Source organism: Chitinophaga sp. HK235 (genome assembly GCF_018255755.1).
In the GTDB taxonomy this organism is placed as follows: Bacteria; Bacteroidota; Bacteroidia; order Chitinophagales; family Chitinophagaceae; genus Chitinophaga.
In genome coordinates, this window is record NZ_CP073766.1 from 5,563,080 (window position 1) to 5,581,739 (window position 18,660).

General features: G+C 46.5%; 10 protein-coding genes. 8 read left to right on the forward strand and 2 right to left on the reverse strand.

All coding sequences use genetic code 11. The features are described 5' to 3' along the window. The first annotated feature begins 4 nt into the window (after positions 1-4). From KD145_RS20955 to KD145_RS20985, 7 genes are all read left to right on the forward strand, one after another. On the forward strand, positions 5-1,723 hold the full coding sequence (locus tag KD145_RS20955) for a SusD/RagB family nutrient-binding outer membrane lipoprotein (RefSeq protein ID WP_212001380.1): 1,719 nt from the start codon (positions 5-7) through the stop codon (positions 1,721-1,723). A 33-nt stretch (positions 1,724-1,756) separates the two neighbouring features. Beyond that, positions 1,757-2,305 (forward strand): hypothetical protein, encoded by a 549-nt coding sequence (locus tag KD145_RS20960; protein WP_212001381.1) that lies wholly within the window; start codon positions 1,757-1,759, stop codon positions 2,303-2,305. 613 nt (positions 2,306-2,918) lie between these two features. After that, positions 2,919-6,074 (forward strand): SusC/RagA family TonB-linked outer membrane protein, encoded by a 3,156-nt coding sequence (locus tag KD145_RS20965; RefSeq protein WP_212001382.1) that lies wholly within the window; start codon positions 2,919-2,921, stop codon positions 6,072-6,074. Positions 6,075-6,097: 23 nt separating this feature from the next. Next, positions 6,098-7,840, forward strand: coding sequence for a SusD/RagB family nutrient-binding outer membrane lipoprotein (locus tag KD145_RS20970; RefSeq protein WP_212001383.1), 1,743 nt, complete (start codon positions 6,098-6,100; stop codon positions 7,838-7,840). A 26-nt stretch (positions 7,841-7,866) separates the two neighbouring features. Then, positions 7,867-8,763: a hypothetical protein gene (locus KD145_RS20975; RefSeq protein ID WP_212001384.1), complete on the forward strand. Its 897-nt coding sequence runs from the start codon at positions 7,867-7,869 to the stop codon at positions 8,761-8,763. Between the two features lie 639 nt (positions 8,764-9,402). Then, positions 9,403-12,549, forward strand: a complete 3,147-nt coding sequence (locus KD145_RS20980) for a TonB-dependent receptor (RefSeq protein ID WP_212001385.1) — start codon at positions 9,403-9,405, stop codon at positions 12,547-12,549. Between the two features lie 11 nt (positions 12,550-12,560). Then, positions 12,561-14,192: a RagB/SusD family nutrient uptake outer membrane protein gene (locus KD145_RS20985; RefSeq protein WP_212001386.1), complete on the forward strand. Its 1,632-nt coding sequence runs from the start codon at positions 12,561-12,563 to the stop codon at positions 14,190-14,192. A 242-nt stretch (positions 14,193-14,434) separates the two neighbouring features. On the opposite strand, the gene KD145_RS20990 is transcribed toward KD145_RS20985, so the two are convergent. Next, the gene (locus tag KD145_RS20990) at positions 14,435-15,595 is read right to left on the reverse strand and encodes a TlpA disulfide reductase family protein (protein WP_212001387.1); all 1,161 of its coding nucleotides are present in this window, start codon (positions 15,593-15,595) and stop codon (positions 14,435-14,437) included. A 70-nt stretch (positions 15,596-15,665) separates the two neighbouring features. Then, positions 15,666-17,114, reverse strand: coding sequence for an Asp-tRNA(Asn)/Glu-tRNA(Gln) amidotransferase subunit GatB (gene gatB / locus KD145_RS20995; RefSeq protein ID WP_212001388.1), 1,449 nt, complete (start codon positions 17,112-17,114; stop codon positions 15,666-15,668). Between the two features lie 108 nt (positions 17,115-17,222). On the opposite strand from gatB, the gene KD145_RS21000 reads away from it, so the two are divergent. Continuing rightward, a complete protein-coding gene (locus tag KD145_RS21000) occupies positions 17,223-18,605 on the forward strand; it encodes an aldehyde dehydrogenase (RefSeq protein WP_212001389.1) in 1,383 nt (460 codons plus the stop codon). Positions 18,606-18,660: the final 55 nt, after the last annotated feature.

The window sequence follows — 18,660 nt, forward strand, 5'->3', positions numbered from 1 at the left end:
ACTGATGAAAAAACTAAGCTATATTTTTTTGATCCTTTTCGTGGTTGTGACGGCGGGGTGTACGAAACATTTTCTGGATATCAACAATGACCCGAACAACCCGCAGCAAGCTTCTTTGAAACTGTTGCTGACCGGTGCGGAACAAGGCCTGGCATCCGATATGGGTTTTACCAATGATGCCCGTGGGGCGAGGGGACTCACAGAAGTGTTGTCTGTGTACGTGCACCAGATTGTAGTGCGTGAATCTCAGGACCAGTATGGGGCCACCGGTTCGCAGTTTGACATTAACGGTGCATGGACAGGTTTTTACAGTTCTGCGGTAGCTGCTAACGGTCCTGACTATATTGGTTTTATGGAAGATATAGAGGTGCTGATACGGCAGGCTACTGCTGGTAACAACCACTTCTATGCGGGTATTGGTAAGTTGCTGAAAGCCTATGGTTACAGTCAGTATGTAGATGCTTTTGCAGATGTACCTTTTTCACAGGCGAACCAGTTTAGCACCAACGGACTGCGTTACCCGGTATTCGACAAAGGGGCTACCATTTACCCCCAGTTACTGGCCCTGATCGATGCGGCTATTGGTGATTTGCAGAACACCAGTGGCAATGTGCTGGCACCCGATGCCGATGATATCTTTTACGGTGGCGATGTAAGTGCCTGGATAAGGATGGCCAAAAGTCTTAAACTGAAATTGTATAATCAGATAAGGCTCGTACAGGATGTATCCGGCCCGGTGAACCAGCTGATTTCAGCAGGAGGGTTGATCAGTAATACCGGTCAGGGGTTCATGATGAAGTACGGTACGCTGGCCTCTCCGGACGACAGGAACCCGGGCTTCAGTGAATATTATGCCACGCAGAAATCACACTATATCAGCCCTTGGTTTTATGAGATTATGAAAGGGTATAACCCCCGACTGTTTACTGGTATCAGGGATCCGCGTATTCCCTATTATTTTTATAATCAGAACAAACCGCTGGGCGCTTCCCAGCAGCCGACAGAATACCGTGATTCCGGGTTTATTTCCATTTACTTTGGTTCTACCGGTACTAACCGGAATGGTTCCCAGGACCGTAGTATGACGGTATTTGGCATATATCCGGTAGGTGGTCGTTATGATGTGGGAGATGCGATTACAGTAACCGCCAGCAGTGGTACCGGTGCTGCGCCTTTAAGGCTGATCTCCTATGCAGATGTTTTGTACATTCAGGCAGAGCTGATGAATGCCGGTGTTATTGCCGGAAATGCCCGTCAGAAGCTGTCTGACGCGATTGATGAATCTTTCCGGCAGGTTGACTTTGTAGTAGGGCTGGCAAAGGGAGGCCAGTCGGTACCTACGCTCTTCGGAGATTCCACCTATCGTAATAAAATACTGGCGGTGTATGACGCCCAGACCACACCGGCCGGTCGCCTGGAAGTAATTATTACTCAGAAATGGATACAGGCCTTTGGGTTCAGTGGCGACCTGTATAGCGATTATCGCCGTACCGGTTTCCCCATCCTGTTTAACCCAACCGATCCTACGATGGCTCCGGGTGGTTTTGCTCAGCCTCCTGTCGCCGGTAATCCTACCCTGCCTCCTCCGCAGGCTAAGGTGCCGGTAGCCTTAGGCCGGAAATACCCGCTTTCTCTGCCATGGCCTGTTGTGGAGATGCAGGTAAACCCGAATGCGCCACCACAAAAACAACCTGATATAACGCCTCCGTTCTGGCGTCCTTAACATCGGCATTTCTGGATAAAAAAAATTGTAAGTATGAAGAATAAGTTTCTCTATATAGTAACGTTGGCCGCATGGATGATTTTCATTTTTGCCTGCACCAAGAATGACAATGCTAAACTGCCGGATGGTATTACCAAACGCGCATTGCCCCAGCTGTCCAAAGATGCTACCAAAGACCAGTCTATTCTGGCAGCCAACCTGCCTGGTTTTAACGGGGCCATCAATGTGGCACTGTATTTCCCGGATGGGGAACAGCCTAAAACCACCGATGTGGTAGTGGCTATGAACGGTAAGTTCAACAACATCAAAGTATTGCAGGGAGGTCTTACATCACTGCCTGCTAGTGTACCGATTACTGGTCCACAACTGATGCAGTTGTTTAGTTTACCTGCCAATGGTGTGAAGGCCGGAGATTTCTTTGATGTGGCCATCAATTTCAATATGAATGATGGCCGGCAGCTACATGGTTTTGGGGATACCATCACTTTGTCGGATGGTAGCAAACAATTTCTCAGACCTTACGGTAGTGATGTGGAAGGTTTTGCCAAACTTGTCAGGAAGGTGACCTTTACGGTGAAGTAAAAAAGATAAGATAGGGAAGATGGATAGGAGTGCTAGATAAGAAGAGAGATCAGTTTATAGCAACAAAAACGGCTGATAGCTCCGATATTTAAGACATGATGCCTCTGTAATACACTTATCGCATTCAATATTACGTCCATCGTGGAGGAAGGCCGTTTTGGTAATTTAATAATGACTTAACAGAAAACAGTAATGATACCTTACTGAATTTTAATGTCAGAAGCGCGCCATTTGCAGTATGGCGCGCTTTTTTGTTGACTTTCGATGTTTTTTAACTTATCAAGAGTTATTTATCGGCGAGTGGAATTATAGAATTGCATTAACTTAGTGCGGTTAAAAAATATTTTTAACTTTTTTATACCTTGTACCAGGTTTTAAAGAAGAATTAACAATTGAGTAATCAAAATCTTAGAAGTGTGATGTTATAACCCGTTTTTTACAGCCTTTGCTTATGTAGACGTGATGAATTCTATGCTGTACGAGATACCTGATGCCAACAGCTGCTCCAAACAGTATATCCATGTGAGTTTTTGATCCCGATAGTTAAAGTGCCCTGTAATTCAACGACCCTGATTTTAGGTTAACTGAAATATTTATCAAATCTAAATTGCTTATGAAAAGAGGACTACTCTTGTGGCTGCTCGTGGCCATAAGCGTCTTGCATTCCTATGCGCAGACGCGAACGATTACAGGTAGGGTTACCGATGCCAAAGATGGTGCCCCACTTCCAGGCGTTACCGTAGTGGTAAAAGGTTCCGGGAAAGGGGTGCTCACAGCTGCAGACGGAACCTATCAGTTCCCCAACGTAAAATCCGGTGCTGTACTGATCTATTCCTTTGTAGGTTATGTTAGCAAAGATGTTGCTGCCAATGGTGATGTGGTGAACATTACCCTTGAGCAGGACAAAAAACAGCTTGGGGAGATTGTTGTTACCGCTGCAGGTTTGAAGCGTAACGAATCATCTCTGGGCTATTCCATTTCAACTGTTAAGCCGGACGCGCTGGTGCAGAAGTCTGAGCCTGACATGTTGAAAGGCCTGCAAGGTAAAGTTGCAGGTGTAGACATTAAAACTTCACAGGGTACTCCTGGTGCTGCCACCAAAATCAACATCCGTGGTAATACCTCTTTCTTCGGTAACAACGAACCGCTGATCGTAGTAGATGGGGTTCCTTACAACAACGATCAGGTTTCTACCTCCAGCCAGACATCCGGTGGTGGTGCTTATGCCAGCGGTCTGTCCTCCCTCGATCCTAATGATATCGCTTCCATGACCGTACTGAAAGGTGCTGCAGCTGCTGCATTGTACGGTTCCCGTGCCTCCAATGGTGCATTGATCATCACTACCAAATCCGGTAGTGCTTCCCTCTCTAAAAGAAAACTGGAAGTAACCTATACTTCCTCTCTGGCACTGGAAAGAGTAGCCAATCTGCCTAAATACCAGAACGACTATGGTACTGGTTCCCGCTTTGGATATGCCAATGCTAATGGTTCCTGGGGTGCTAAGTTTGGTACTATAGACTCTATTCCTGTATGGAAGGACTATCAGGATGCATTCCCTGATTTGTTTCCCAAGGGCAGGCGGATGGCTTATAAACCAGTTCCTAATAACGTTAAAGACCTGTTCAGAACAGGTGTAATGACAGAAAATTCTGTAAGCGTAAACGGAGGCAATGAAAAATCAGCTCTCAGTGCAACTGCTTCTTATCTGAGCCAGGACGGTTATGTTCCCAATTCAAGCTTTAACAGGGCCAATATGTCTGTGGGTGGTATTACCCGTCTGACCAATGGTTTAAACGTAAGTGGTAACTTCAGCTATAGCAAGAGCAATCAGTTGGGTAGCGTCTTCGGTGAAAACCAGGTAGACGGTGCTGCTTCTTCTTTCGCCCGTAACCTCTTCCTGGGAAGAACATGGGATATTAAAGGATTACCTTATGAAGATGCAAACGGCCGCCCTGTTTCTACCACCAGCTCTCAGTATGATAACCCGCTTTGGGCATTCAAACATAATACTGTAAATACTCAGACAGATCGTTATATCGCCAACCTGAAAATGAACTATGATGTACTGTCATGGTTCAATGTAAGCTATCAGCTGGGTACCAACGTTAACTCTTTCCTGAGAAAGGAAATTGTGGATATCGGTTCCAGAGGTGCTGAAGGTGTAGGTCGTATCGTACAACAGAACTACAAATTCACTGAAATCGAGTCCAACCTGATCGGTACCTTTACTCCAAAAATCAATAATGATTTCGGTCTGCGTATCGTAGTTGGTCATAACGTTAACCAACGTACGAGAAATTCACAGATTACTACTGGTAAAGGAATTGTGGTACCTGGTATCTATTCCATGTCCAACACGGCCAGCGTACTGCCTACAGAAGATGTGCTGAGTCAGCGCAGGCTGTGGGGTATCTTCGGCGATGTTACCGTAGACTATAAGAAGTACCTCTATCTGACCCTGACAGGCAGAAACGACTGGTCTTCTACCCTGCCTACTTCCAATCGTAGTTATTTTTATCCCAGTGTGGCAACATCATTTGTGTTTACTGAGGCGCTCAACATGCACAGCAAAATCCTGAACTATGGTAAGCTGCGTGCAAGCTGGGCTAAAGTAGGCCGCGATGCGGACCCTTATGCGCTGAGCAATACCTTCGCAGTAAATACCCGCTTCCTGGGTGTGTCTGGTGCTATCCAGCTCCCTGTTGCCGGTAACCCTAAATTAAAACCTGAGTTTACCCGTGATTATGAAGTAGGTGCTACCCTGGAATTCCTGAACAGACTGGTAACATTGGACGTGGCTTATTACAACCGTTTGTCCACCAACCAGATTGCTCCTGTTTCTATCTCCCCTTCTTCCGGTTTCACCTCTATGTATGATAACTTCGGTTCTCTGTCCAACAAAGGTGTGGAAATCGACCTGAATGTTACACCTATCAGAAACAAGGAAGTAACCTGGACTATTCATGGAGTATTTACTAAAAACAAAAGTACTGTTGAATCCCTGGTACCAGGCGTAGACCGCCTGTTGCTGGGTGGTGTACTGAATACCGTTAGTCCTTACCTGGAGGCAGGCAAGCCTTACGGTTATCTTCGTGGAACAATGAGTGCAAGAGACAACGAAGGCAATCTGCTGATAGATCCTGCGACTGGTTTGCTGATCAAAGCAAAAGAACAGGGTATGATTGGTGATCCTAACCCTGATTTTAAAGCTGGTCTTGGTACAACTGTAACCTATAAAGGTTTCTTCCTGAATGCACTGTTTGATATGACCAAAGGAGGTGATATCTATTCTGTAACAGTAAGCTCTCTGCTGGGCCGCGGTGTAACACTGGATACCAGAGACCGTGAGAATATGTTCATCATTCCGGGTTACTATGGTAACATTAATAACCAGCAGCCTATCGTGGATGCAAAAGGACAGAAAATCCGCAACACTACACAGGTTAGTATGAACGAACTGTACTTTGGTGAATCTTTTGGTATCAACTCTGCTACAGAATGGAACGTGTATGATGCAACCCTGTATACTCTCCGTGAAGTGACCCTGGGATATGATTTTCCGAAAAAATGGTTCAGCAAAGCGCCAGTTGGTGGTTTGACCCTGACCCTGACCGGTCGTAACCTCTGGTATCTGGCACCTAACCTGCCTAAGTATACCAACTTTAATCCGGAAGTGGGAAGTTATGGTAATTCCAACATACAAGGTATTGAGTTATCAGGTGCGCCAACTACCCGTCGTTTTGGGGTGAATCTGAAAGCAACCTTTTAATAATTGCGAAAACACTTGAACTGATGAAAAGATTAAAATTCAGATATATCGTTTTAGGGATGCTGGTGGCTGGTACGGCTTGTACCAAAGGTTTTCTGGATATCAACAAAGATCCGAACAATCCTGCCAAGGTTTCCTTGTCCCAATTGTTGCCTGCTGCGGAGCAGGGGCTTGCTTCCAGTCTGGGCTTTACCAATGATAACGCCGGTGTGCGTGGTTTGACAGAAGTGCTGGCTGTATACATGCATCAGGTGACTGTGCGTGAAGATCCAGACAAATACGGTGCTGACGGTAATGACTTCTCCATTGACAACAGCTGGATCAACTTCTGGAGCGGTAACCCGGTTCCTTCTCCAAGTTCTGATGTAATTGGTACCATGCAGAACCTGGAAGTGATGATCAAACAGGCAACGGAAAGTAACAACCTGAGATATGCCGGTATCGGAAAAATCCTGAAAGCATATGGTGTGAGCCAGTTTATAGATGCATATGGAGATGTGCCTTACACAGAAGCCACTAAGTTTGGAGAAACTGGTAACAGGTTCCCTAAATTTGACAAAGGCAGTGAAGTATATCCAAAACTGCTGGCTTTACTGGATGAAGCAATTGCTAACCTGAATGCGAAAGCTCCGAATCTTAATACTGCAATACCTGGTAAAGACGATGTTTTTTACGGTGGTGATAAGGACCTCTGGATAAAAGCGGCCAAAACCATCAAGCTGAAATTATACAACCAATTAAGACTGGTGCAGGATGTTTCTGCTCCGGTGAATGCCCTGTTGACGGAAGGTAACCTGATCAGCACTACCAGCGAAGGTTTCATGATGAGATATACTGCAGTAGCTTCTCCGGATAGCCGTAATCCTGGTTTCTCTGAATATGTGGCTACCCAGAAAAGCCACTATCAGAGCCCCTGGTTCTATGAAATCCTGAAAGGATACAATGGCCAGATCTTCACTGGTATTGAAGATCCACGTGTGCCTTATTATTTCTACAAACAGGCAGGTTCTACTACTGAGCCTCAAAACGATACAGAATACCGTGATGGCGGATTTATCAGTATCTACTTTGGTTCTTCCGGCCCTAACCGTGACAAGACCAATGATAAGGTAATTACCGTATTCGGTATTTATCCGGTGGGCGGTCGTTATGATGATGGTGAGCCGGTTGCAGTTTCAGGAAGCAATGCTACTGGTGCCGCACCATTAAGGCTGTTGACTTATGCAGACCGTTTGTATATTGAAGCAGAACTGATCAATGCTAAAATTGTTGGTGGTGATGCAAGAGCTAAACTTTCCCAGGCAATTGACGAGTCTATGAAACAGGTTGACTATGTAGCTGGCCTGGCGAATAGCGGACAGACTATCCCGGTACTGGCTGGTAGTACAGCTGCCGGCACTTACAGGGATGCTGTTCTGGCGGAGTATGACAAAGCCACAACAGATGCCCGCAAACTGGAATACATTATGACAGAGAAATGGATACAGAGTTTCGGCTTTAGCTGTGATCAGTATACTGATTATCGTCGTACAGGCTATCCCGTTATATTTGATCCGGGAAATCCGGTGCAGGCACCAGGTGGTTATGTACAGCCTCCTATCAATGGTGACTTCAAAAATCCGGGGGCTCAGCCTAAAGTAAAAGTGGCCAATGGCAGGAAGTTTCCATTGTCACTGCCCTGGCCAGCAAGTGAAGCGAACGTAAACCCGAATACCCCACCGGCTAAAAATCCGGACACTGCACCGGTATTCTGGGATAAAAACTAGGTTTAAAGTCATTTAAAAGAAAGTTTATGAAGAAGATAATCAGTTTTGTCATATTAGCAGGGTTGGCGGTTTCGTTTACTGCTTGCCGTAAAAACGACAATCCTAAACTGCCGGATATAGCCAAGGGTGTTTTGCCTCAACTGGTGCAGGATGATACACGTGAAATATTGATCAAGGATGCGGCAAATTTCAACACCGCATTTACTGTTGGTCTTTACTTTAAGGATGGTAACCAACCTAAGAAAATGGACCTGATGGTGGCGATGAATGGTGATTATTCCAATCCAAAACCGTTGAAGGCGGAAATTACCTCTTTCCCCAGCAAACAGGAAATCACTGGTGCTCAGCTGGCAGCAGCTTTCGGGTTACAGCCCAGTGCTATTAAACCAGGAGATGCTTTCGAAATCAGACCGGATATCACCCTGGTGGATGGTACTTTGTTGCCAGCCTTCAGAACGGCTATTATCAACGGTGATTTGACTGAGCTGCCACCTTATGGCGTTGATGCCAACAACTTCCCGGATGCAAATATGACCATGACTTATGAGAAAGTTTGTCCGTATGTAAAGGATGATTTTCTGAATGCTAATGGCGTACTGTATGTAGATGATAAAAATTTCTCCGGTGCTACTTATCCTGTAAAAGTGGACATTAACGGTGATACCTGGACCCTTACCGATTGGGCAGGTGTTCCGGGTGCTAAAATCACCATGACACTGGACCAGCGTAATTATAAGATGACCATCAAACAACAGACTTATGCTGCTGTGGCTCCTAATCTGGACCCTAACGAGCATGACTGGACTGTTGTGGGCTCTGGTAAAATCAATCCATGCACCAAATCAGTGACTTTGACAGTTACCAATACTTCCAGAGAAAGTAACTATGGTACTGCGACTACTAAAATTTACGTGAAACAATAATTATCAGCTATTCTAAAATAGGAACCGCCCCGGCATAAACCGGGGCGGTTTTTTTATGCACCTGCACAGCGATAATATTTTCGTATATAACACGAAGGTAGTATCTTCTTCCAAAGTGCTTTATTTATATTTGTGACCATCGAAATTGTTTCGGGTGCCAGAATCTGAGAAGGATAGACGAATCTAAATCTAAAATTGCGAGTTCAAATAAAATCTAAATACTAGACGGAGAAAGTTCAAAAATTGTTTTTGCTTATTTAATTTTCATAGGAAGGGTTCATTTGCTTATGAAGAAAAGTCTGACCAGCTTTTCGTCAGTTCTGTTTATAATCGGTATCCAAAAGCTATAACGGGGGACATTCAACAGTAGCATAGAGGGTTTTAGGGAATGCACCGTCATAGGTATGATTTCGCTTTTCCGGATTGTAAATTTATTTTGGTTTTTTGCTTATTGAATGCTGTTTTTCATTACTTATGAGAGGATTAACTGCAGCAGTAGCATGACTTTGCGCCAGTGACTGCGTAAAGGTTTTTCATTTTAATTTTTAATGTTTGATAAAAGCATTTAATGCTTAATGGCATTACTATGTCTGAATGTATGTGTCAGCTACTTTTTATTTTCTCAAATCAAAATCGCTTATGAAGAAAGGATTGCTCCTCTGGCTGTTCGCGGCCATCAGCGCTTTACAGGCGCTGGGTCAAACACGAACAATCACTGGTAAGGTTACCGACGCGAAGGATGGGTCACCTTTACCCGGCGTTACGGTGAAAATTGTTAGCACGGCTAACGGAACTATGACCAGCGCTACCGGTGAATTTCATTTAAACGTAGATGCCAAGTCATCTTCCCTGGAATTTTCTTTTGTTGGTTATGCTACACAGGTAGTGGGCATTGCCGGCAAAAATGCTGTTAACGTAAAACTTGCCCAGGATGAAAAAGGCCTGAGCGAAGTGGTGGTAGTGGGTTACGGTACAGTAGAAAGAAAGAACATCACTGCTTCCGTTGCCAGTATTAAAGGTGCAGCATTGAAAGATGTTGCTTCCCCCAGTATCGACCGTCAGCTTGCCGGTCAGGTAGCGGGTGTTCAGGCAACAGTATCCAGCGGTATGCTTGGTCAACCAGCGCGTATCCGTATCCGTGGTACAAACAGTATCAGTAGCGGTACCGATCCGTTGTACGTAATCGATGGAGTTCCTTATATCGCTGGTAACCAGAGTGGCGTTACTCCCAACAATCCGCTGGGCGATATCAACCCTAATGACATTGAAAGTATGGAAGTACTGAAAGACGGTGCTGCTACTGCAATCTATGGCTCCCGCGCAACAAACGGCGTAATCCTGATCACTACCAAAAGAGGTAAGTCCGGTAAACCCCGTTTAACTTATGATGCATGGCTGGCTGCTGCTACTCCGTCCAAGCTCTATAAAGTACTGAATGCAGATGAATTCATTACCATCGCGAATGAAAAACTGTCTAACGCAGATCCTACAGCTCCTAAGTATGCAATTGCTACACCTAATCCTGATGGTGGCTTTTATGATACAGATTGGCAGAAACTGGTAACGAGAACAGGTTTCCAGCAGAACCACGCACTGTCTATGAGCGGCGCCAGCGACCAGACCAACTACTATGTGTCTGTAGGTTATTCCGACCTGACTGGTATCCTGGTAGGTAACAATCAGAAAAAATACCAGGCCCGCCTGAAAATCGAACAGAAAGCATTTGATGTAGTAACCGTAGGGGTGAATATGGGTGTTTCCCACATTACCAACAATGGTCTCAACACCAGTCAGAGTGGCTTGTCCAGTAACCTGTCCAACGCGCTGCGCTCTTTACCTAACGTTCCTGCACAATGGAATGATGGTACCTACAACCTGAGCCCTACCAATACCCTGGGCAGTGGTTCCAACAAACTGACCATCAGCGACAACTATACCAACATTAAATATGTACTGGATAATAACATTTATCGCAACCAGAACCTGAACATCACAGGTAACTCTTTTGCAAGCGTTAAAATCCTGAAATCATTTGATCTGAGAACACAGATCGGTATCAACTACCTGAATGGTGAAGACTACCAGTACTGGAACCCGATTCACGGTGATGGTAAAAGTGGTAACGGTTATGTGTATCAGCAGTTCATTCCCAGCTTCCGTTACAACTGGGTGAACACTTTAAGCTATAACAAAGTGATCGGTTCACATAATGTGAATGCGGTGATTGGTATGGAAAACCAGAAAACCAGGGAAAGAAACTTCTTTGGGTCAGGTACCAACCTTACCAATCCTTTCTTTGGTGTTAATAACATCATTGATGCGAGTTTAGCTACCCAGACCACTGGCGGTAATGTTATTGAACGTGCTTTCCAGTCATATTTTGGCCGTGCCACTTATGGTTACAAAGACCGTTACCTGTTGTCTGCTACCTTGCGCCGGGATGCGATTTCTTCCCTGCCTATTGGTAAACAGAATGTTACACTGCCAGGTGCATCTGTTGCCTGGAGAGTTTCTCAGGAAGATTTCTTCAAGAATGCCAATATCGGTTTCATCAGCAACCTGAAACTCCGTGGCGGTTATGCTAAAGTGGGCAACGTGGACATCGGCGCCTATCCTTATGCGGGTACTTACAAGCCTGTACTGTACGGACCATTGCTGGGTATCGCTTTCGGCCAGATGTTCAATCCTAACCTGACTTTCGAAACCAGTAAAAAAATCAACGTAGGTCTTGACCTCGGTTTGTTGCAGGACAGAATTACTGTAACTGCAGACTACTTCAAGAATGATATCGACAACATGATCCTGGCTTCTCCGCTGCCTCCATCTTTGGGTGTTCCCAGCACTGGTAAGCCAAACGTATTTTACTCCAACGTTGGTAAAATGTACAACAGAGGTGTGGAGCTGACTATCAACAGTACCAATATCCAGCGTAAGGATCTGACCTGGACAACATCCTTTAACCTGTCTTTTATCCAGAACAAAGTGACCGCACTGGTAAACGATGCTGATATCAGCTATGCTTACAACGTTACCCGTGTTGGCGAATCAATGGGTTCCTTCTACGGTTTTGAATCTGCCGGTGTAAACCCTGCCAATGGTAATCCGCTGTGGAAAAGAGCAGATGGTTCTGTTATCCAGGGCTACCAGGGTATCGATAATGATCCTAAAAACGGTAAATATTATGCCTACGATCCTGCTAAACCGGAAGATGTCAGCACACAGGTGGCTTCTCTGTCTACCAGTGATAAAAAGATCCTCGGTCGTGCATTGCCTACTTACTACGGTGGTTTGAACAACACTGTTACCTACAAAGGATTTGACTTTAACATCTTCCTGTCCTTCTCCGGTGGTAACAAAGTGTATAACGTAACCCGTCAGGAAACACTCAACAACCAGAAGTTCCAGAATAATGGTAAAGAAGTGCTGAACAGATGGACTACACCCGGTCAGGTTACTGATGTGCCTAAACTCTACTATGGTTCTGACAACTTCGTGTTACAGAGCGGTAACGTAAACAGCCGTTTCCTCGAAGATGGTAGCTTTATCCGTGCACAAAACATTGGTCTGGGTTATACGCTGCCTAAATCAATGCTGGAAAGATTCAGAATAAACAACCTCCGTGTATATGCACAGGTACAGAATGCATTTGTGATTACCAAGTATAAAGGTCTGGATCCTGAGTTAAACACTTATACTGACTCCAGAGCTAATACTCAGCCAGGTCTGGACTACAACACCAACCCGGTTCCCCGTACCTATACTTTTGGTATTAACGTAGGATTATAAAAAAATTGAGCATGAAAAATAAATTTGCATATACATATAACAGAAGCCTGAAAACGGCTATGGCAGGACTCCTGGCAATTGGTTTGGGTGTTGCATCCTGCTCAAAATATACGGAGCTGGCGCCTAAAAATGCCATGCCTGCTGAAACAGTGTTTAATGATTCTGCTACCATTGAACTGGCACTGAACGGTATGTACAATACTGCGGCCATTGGTAGTTATAATGATGATTACTCGGCTGGTCGTGGTTATCCTTTCGGTGCTGCTTCCATTGAGCAGGCTGAAATGCGTGGAGAAGATATGGTGAACCTGGCCACGTTTTATGAAATCACTTATAAAGCTACCTATAGCCCTACTTCCGCTAACAACGTGAACATGTGGGTGAACCTGTATGCACTGATCAACCAGACTAATACCCTGATCGACGGTGTTCGTAAGGCCGCTGCAAAAGGAGTCGTTAGTCAGGCTAAAGCTGCACAGGTAGAAGGCGAAGCCCGTTTTATGCGTGCATTGGCACATCACGAGGCGGTTATTAACTTCAGCCGTCCTTATGCAGACGGAGCTGGTTCTAAAGTAGGGGTTCCTTACCGTGATCTTCCTGTGGGCACACCTGAAGAAATTCAGGTGGCTATGAAGATTGGCCGTGGTACCGTTGCTGAAGACTACACCAAAATCCTGGCAGACCTGGACTATGCAGAAGCTAACCTGCCTGCCACACCTAAGGGAAAAGATATAGCCAGGGCTGGTAAAGGAGCTGCTATTGCACTGAAAACAAGGATTAAACTGCACATGGGTGATTGGGCTGGTGTGATTGCAGAAGCTACCAAACTGGGTACTGCTACTGCTGGTAACTTCGTAAGCCCTATCAACGGGTATAAATTACTGCCTGGTCCGGATGAAGCGTTTGTGAAATACGATAATAACAAGGAGTCTATCTTCTCTATCGCACAATCTGCTGCTACCAATCCTAATACCAACGCTGCGCTGGCTTCCATGTTCGGTCCTGCCGATAAAAATGGCCGTGGTCTGGTGGCTACAAGCCCTAACCTGTACAATGCTTCTTTCTGGGTAAGCGATGACTTACGTCGTAGCGCGCTGCAGGTGAAACAATTGACCGTTAAAAGCGGCAAACCCAGCCAGAACTTTTACTTTAACTACAAATACCGCGATTACCTGAACAAAGCAGACTGGGCACCAATTATCAGATATGCTGAGGTAATACTGAACGCTGCAGAAGCTTATGCCCGTACAGGAAATACTGCACAGGCTTTCCTGTTGTTCAATGCTGTACGTAACCGTGCATTGCCTCCTACAAGTACTAACTTCCTCACTACACCTCCTGCGGATATGGTACAGGCCATCCTGAATGAGCGTCGTATTGAGTTTGCAGGTGAAGGTCGTCGCTGGCCGGATATCACCCGCCTGGTGATGGACCCTGTGTATGGTACCGGTGGTATTCCAGCTAAAGTGCTGCTGACAGATCTGAAAGATGATGGCAGCAACTACGATCTCGTTAACAGACCAGTTACCAATTCCAGATTCGGTAAGATTGACTACAGCGATTTCAGATTTATCTGGCCGCTGCCATCTACTGAAATCCTGTCCAATCCTACGCTGAAGGATGCACAGAATCCTGGTTACTAGTTTGCGATAGGTTATGTTTTTAGATAGATGATGAGTAACATATATTCAGTTAACAACGTCCCGGGATTACTCCCGGGACTTTTTATTGGGCGTTAGCGGGCTATTAAAGCCTGTTTTCCGGAGGCTCGGGTTATTATCCCTCCCCCAGGTGGTGAAACGTTCAAAACAGCGCTGGAAATGAAGAAAAAACAAAAAGGGCAGACCTGATTCAGGTCTGCCCTTTTATATAGCAACTAATCTGTTTATTTCAGTACTTCCTGGAGCTTTGCAATCAGCGCATCGCCTCTGAGGTCAGAAGCAATCACTTTACCCTGCGGATCGAGCAGGAAGTTGGTAGGGATAGCGTTGATACCGTATAAAGGTACTACGGAAGAATCCCAGAACTTCAGGTCGCTCACATGGTTCCAGGTGAGGCCATCTTTGGAGATGGCAGCCAGCCATTGTTCCCTGGTTTTATCCAGTGATACACCCAGGATGGTGAAGTTTTTGTTTTTAAACTGCTGGAAAGCTCTTACCACATTGGGGTTTTCTTCCCGGCAGGGACCGCACCAGCTGGCCCAGAAGTCGAGCAGTACATATTTACCACGCAGTGACTTCAGGCTGATCATTTTGCCGTTGGGATCAGGCAGGGAGAAATCAGGTGCTTCCATCCCTACTTTTACCGCAGCTGTAGGCTCTTCGCCACCGGCTGCATCGCTGCCTGTCGGCTGATTGCTTTTTTCCAGTTGCGCAATCCTGTCGGTCATGCTTTTTACCAGGGTATTTTTAGGGAAGCGGGTGGTTAATCCAGTGATCACCTGTTTATGGGAGATGATTTCTTCCGGATTTCTTACCTGGCTGATAGCAAATACAGCGTTGGCAGGGTTTTTTGTTTTTCCTGCCATATCAAAAAAGCTCTGTTCAAAATCCTTTTCTTTTTTCTGAACAGCGGTCAGCTGTGGCTGGAACACACTGTCCGGTACTTTGGCGCCATGGAGGCTGTCTACCTTGCGCATTTCTTCGGTGAGCGCGATAGATTGTTTGCTGATGTCCTGGAGGAACTGATGCAGTTCGGAGGTGGCTTCAGAGCCAGACACTTTCATGTTTTCCAGGTTGCTGACATCACCTTCCAGTTTCATGTCACCAGCATCCAGGGAGAGCAGGATGAATTTGCCGTTTTCAAAACGGATACGGTACAGGCCCTGCTCAGGTACCATGCCTTTGAGGGTAAATTTACCGCTGGCATCCTTTACGTTGGTAGAGTCTACCACTTTCAGGTTGTCGAGCGTAAGCTCTTCCAGTACAACGGGGCCGAGCGGCAGGTTGGTAAAGTGCCCTTCTATCTTGAACTCACCTTTTTCCTGCTGTCCGGCACATCCGGCCAGGAAAGCTGCTACGGACATCCACAATAAGTATTTTTTCATGCTGCTGTTTTTTTATCGTTTTTTCTGAGCCTTACAACTATCAATATTAGCTAAATAAATGCAAAGCGTCTTAGCCTTTCAGTTTTTCTGCCAGTAATTCGTTGGTCAACCGGGGATCTGCCTTACCTTTCGACAGTTTCATCACTTCTCCCACAAACAAAGACATCAATCCTTTTTTACCACTCCGGAAGGCGGCCACTTTATCCGGATATTTGGCCAGCACTTCATCGATGATGGGGCTGATGTTGTCTGCATTGTTGTCTTGCAGGAGATTGAGCCGGGTAGCGATGGCCAGCGGGTCTTCCGCCACCTGTGTCATTTCCGGCAGTATCCGGGAGGAGGCGATGGAGAAACTTACCTTGCCGCTGTCAGTAAGACTGATGAGTGCCGCCAGCGCAGCGGGAGTCACCGGAAACCGGGATATGTCTTCCGAATGTTCGTTGAGCCAGGATTTCACCGGCCCCAGCATCCAGTTGGCAGCAGCCTTGTAATGGGGGGTGATGGCGGTGAGGCTTTCGAAATAATCGGCAGTGGCTTTGTCGTCGCAGATTACACGGGCATCATATTCAGGCAGGCCGTACACAGTAGTGTATTTCTGCACCAGTTCTTCCGGCAGTGCGGGCAGCGTAGCGCGGATACCGGCTATAAACTCGTCGGTAAGCCGGAAGGGCGCCAGGTCCGGCTCTGGAAAGTAACGGTAGTCGTTGGCTTCCTCTTTGGAGCGCAGCGGGAAAGAGCTGCCGTTGGAAGCGTCGAAGCTGCGGGTTTCCTGCACCAGTGTGCCACCGGCTTCAATCAGGTCGATCTGCCGTTTTACTTCATTATCAATAGCCCGCTTTACGTTGCGGATGGAGTTCATGTTTTTTACTTCCACCTTGGTGCCCAGTGTGGTAGCACCTTTGAGACGTACGGATATATTGGCATCGCAGCGCATGCTGCCTTCTTCCATATTGCCGTCGCATACACCGAGATAGCGAACAAGGCGCCGCAGTTCAGTGAGATAGACATAGGCTTCTTCGCTGGTGTGCATATCCGGTTCGCTGACGATTTCCACGAGGGGTACGCCGGCGCGGTTGTAGTCCACATAACTGTTGGCAGGGTCCTGGTCGTGCAGGAGTTTGCCGGCATCTTCTTCCAGATGGATACGGTTGAGCTTTATCTGCCGGCTGCCGGCATCGGTCACTACCGCAACATAACCGCCCTTACAGATAGGTGCGGTATGCTGTGATATCTGATAACCTTTGGGCAGGTCGGGGTAGAAGTAGTTTTTACGGGCGAAATAGTTATCTTTTTCAATCTCGCAATGGCAGGCCAGGCCCAGTTTGATGGCATATTCTGCGGCTTTACGGTTCATCCGGGGCAAGGTGCCGGGATGGGCCAGCGAAATGGCGCTGATATGGGTATTGGGTGCTCCACCGAAAGCAGCGCTGTCGCTGCAGAATAATTTGCTTTCTGTAAGCAGCTGGGCATGTACTTCAAGCCCTATCACTGTTTCGTATTTACTGTAGATATCGCTCATAATCCGTACTGATTCCCACAAATATATTCAAATAATGCCGTGATTTCGGCCTATTTCATCCGGGGAATGACTAACTTGAGGTTAAGCAACGTACTAAATTTACACCCTATGATCAGCAATGCCCAGATAAGTCAGCTTTATAAGGCCCAGCATGATTATTTTGACTCAGGAGCAACCCTTCCCTATGCCTTCAGAAAGGACATGCTGAAGCGTCTGAAAAAGGGTGTCAGCCAATATGAATCCCGTATCCTGGAGGCTTTGCACCAGGATCTTCATAAACACCCGCTGGAAGCCTATAGCAGCGAAGTAGGATTTCTGTATGAAGAAATCGCCTTTACGCTGGCCAACCTGAAACAGTGGATGGAGCCGGAGGTGGTGACATCTCCTTTTGTGACCTATCCCAGCAGCAGCCGCATTTACCGCGAGCCACTGGGGCTCACACTCATCATCGCTCCCTGGAATTACCCGTTTATGCTGCAGTTAAGCCCTTTGATAGGTGCTATCGCCGGCGGCAACTGTGCCATCCTGAAACCATCGGAACTGGCGCCGCATACAGCCGCCGTAATTGCCGCCATGATAAAGGAAATATTCGACCCTGCCTTCGTCACTGTGGTGGAAGGTGATGGTGCCGCTATCATCCCTGCCCTTATGGCCTACCGATTCGACCATGTCTTCTTCACCGGCAGCATTCCGGTAGGAAAAAAGATCATGGAGATGGCCGTGCCACATCTTACTCCTGTAACACTGGAGCTGGGTGGAAAATCACCTTGTGTGGTAGATGATAAGGTGAATATAAAGGTAGCGGCTAAACGAATTATATGGGCCAAGTTCTGGAATGCTGGCCAGACCTGTGTGGCGCCTGATTACCTGCTGGTACACCACCGTGTGAAGGAAGAGATGGTAGACGCGATGAAAGAAGCCATCGTGGACTTCTTCGGACAAAATCCTGCCAGCAGTGAAGACTACGCCCGAATGATCAACTCCCGTCGTTTTGATACGGTGGCCGCTTACCTGAAAGAAGGACATATATTGCATGGTGGTCAGACAGACCGTGACAAGCTCTATATCGCCCCTACCCTGCTGGATGATGTAGAGTGGGATGATCCGGTGATGCAGGAAGAAATCTTCGGTCCGGTATTGCCTATCCTGACTTTTGAGGAGCTGCCACAGGCTATCCAGGCTATTAAGAAAAATCCGTATCCGCTGGCATTATACGTTTTCACCAAAAGTAAAAAAACGGAAAAAGCACTCATCGAGCAGGTGCGTTTCGGAGGCGGATGTGTCAACAATGCGCTGGTACATCTTACCAATCCGGAGCTGCCCTTTGGTGGCGCGGGCTACAGCGGTATGGGCCAGTACCACGGACGCTACAGCTTTGAAACATTTACGCACGCTAAAGGCATGCTGAAAACCGGCACCTGGCTGGACGTACCAGTCAAATATCCGCCGTTTAAAAACAAGCTCGGACTCATGAAGAGAATTATGAAGTAAGGCGTACTAACCATAAAACAAGAGGCGCAAAGGATAGAACTCCTTTGCGCCTTTG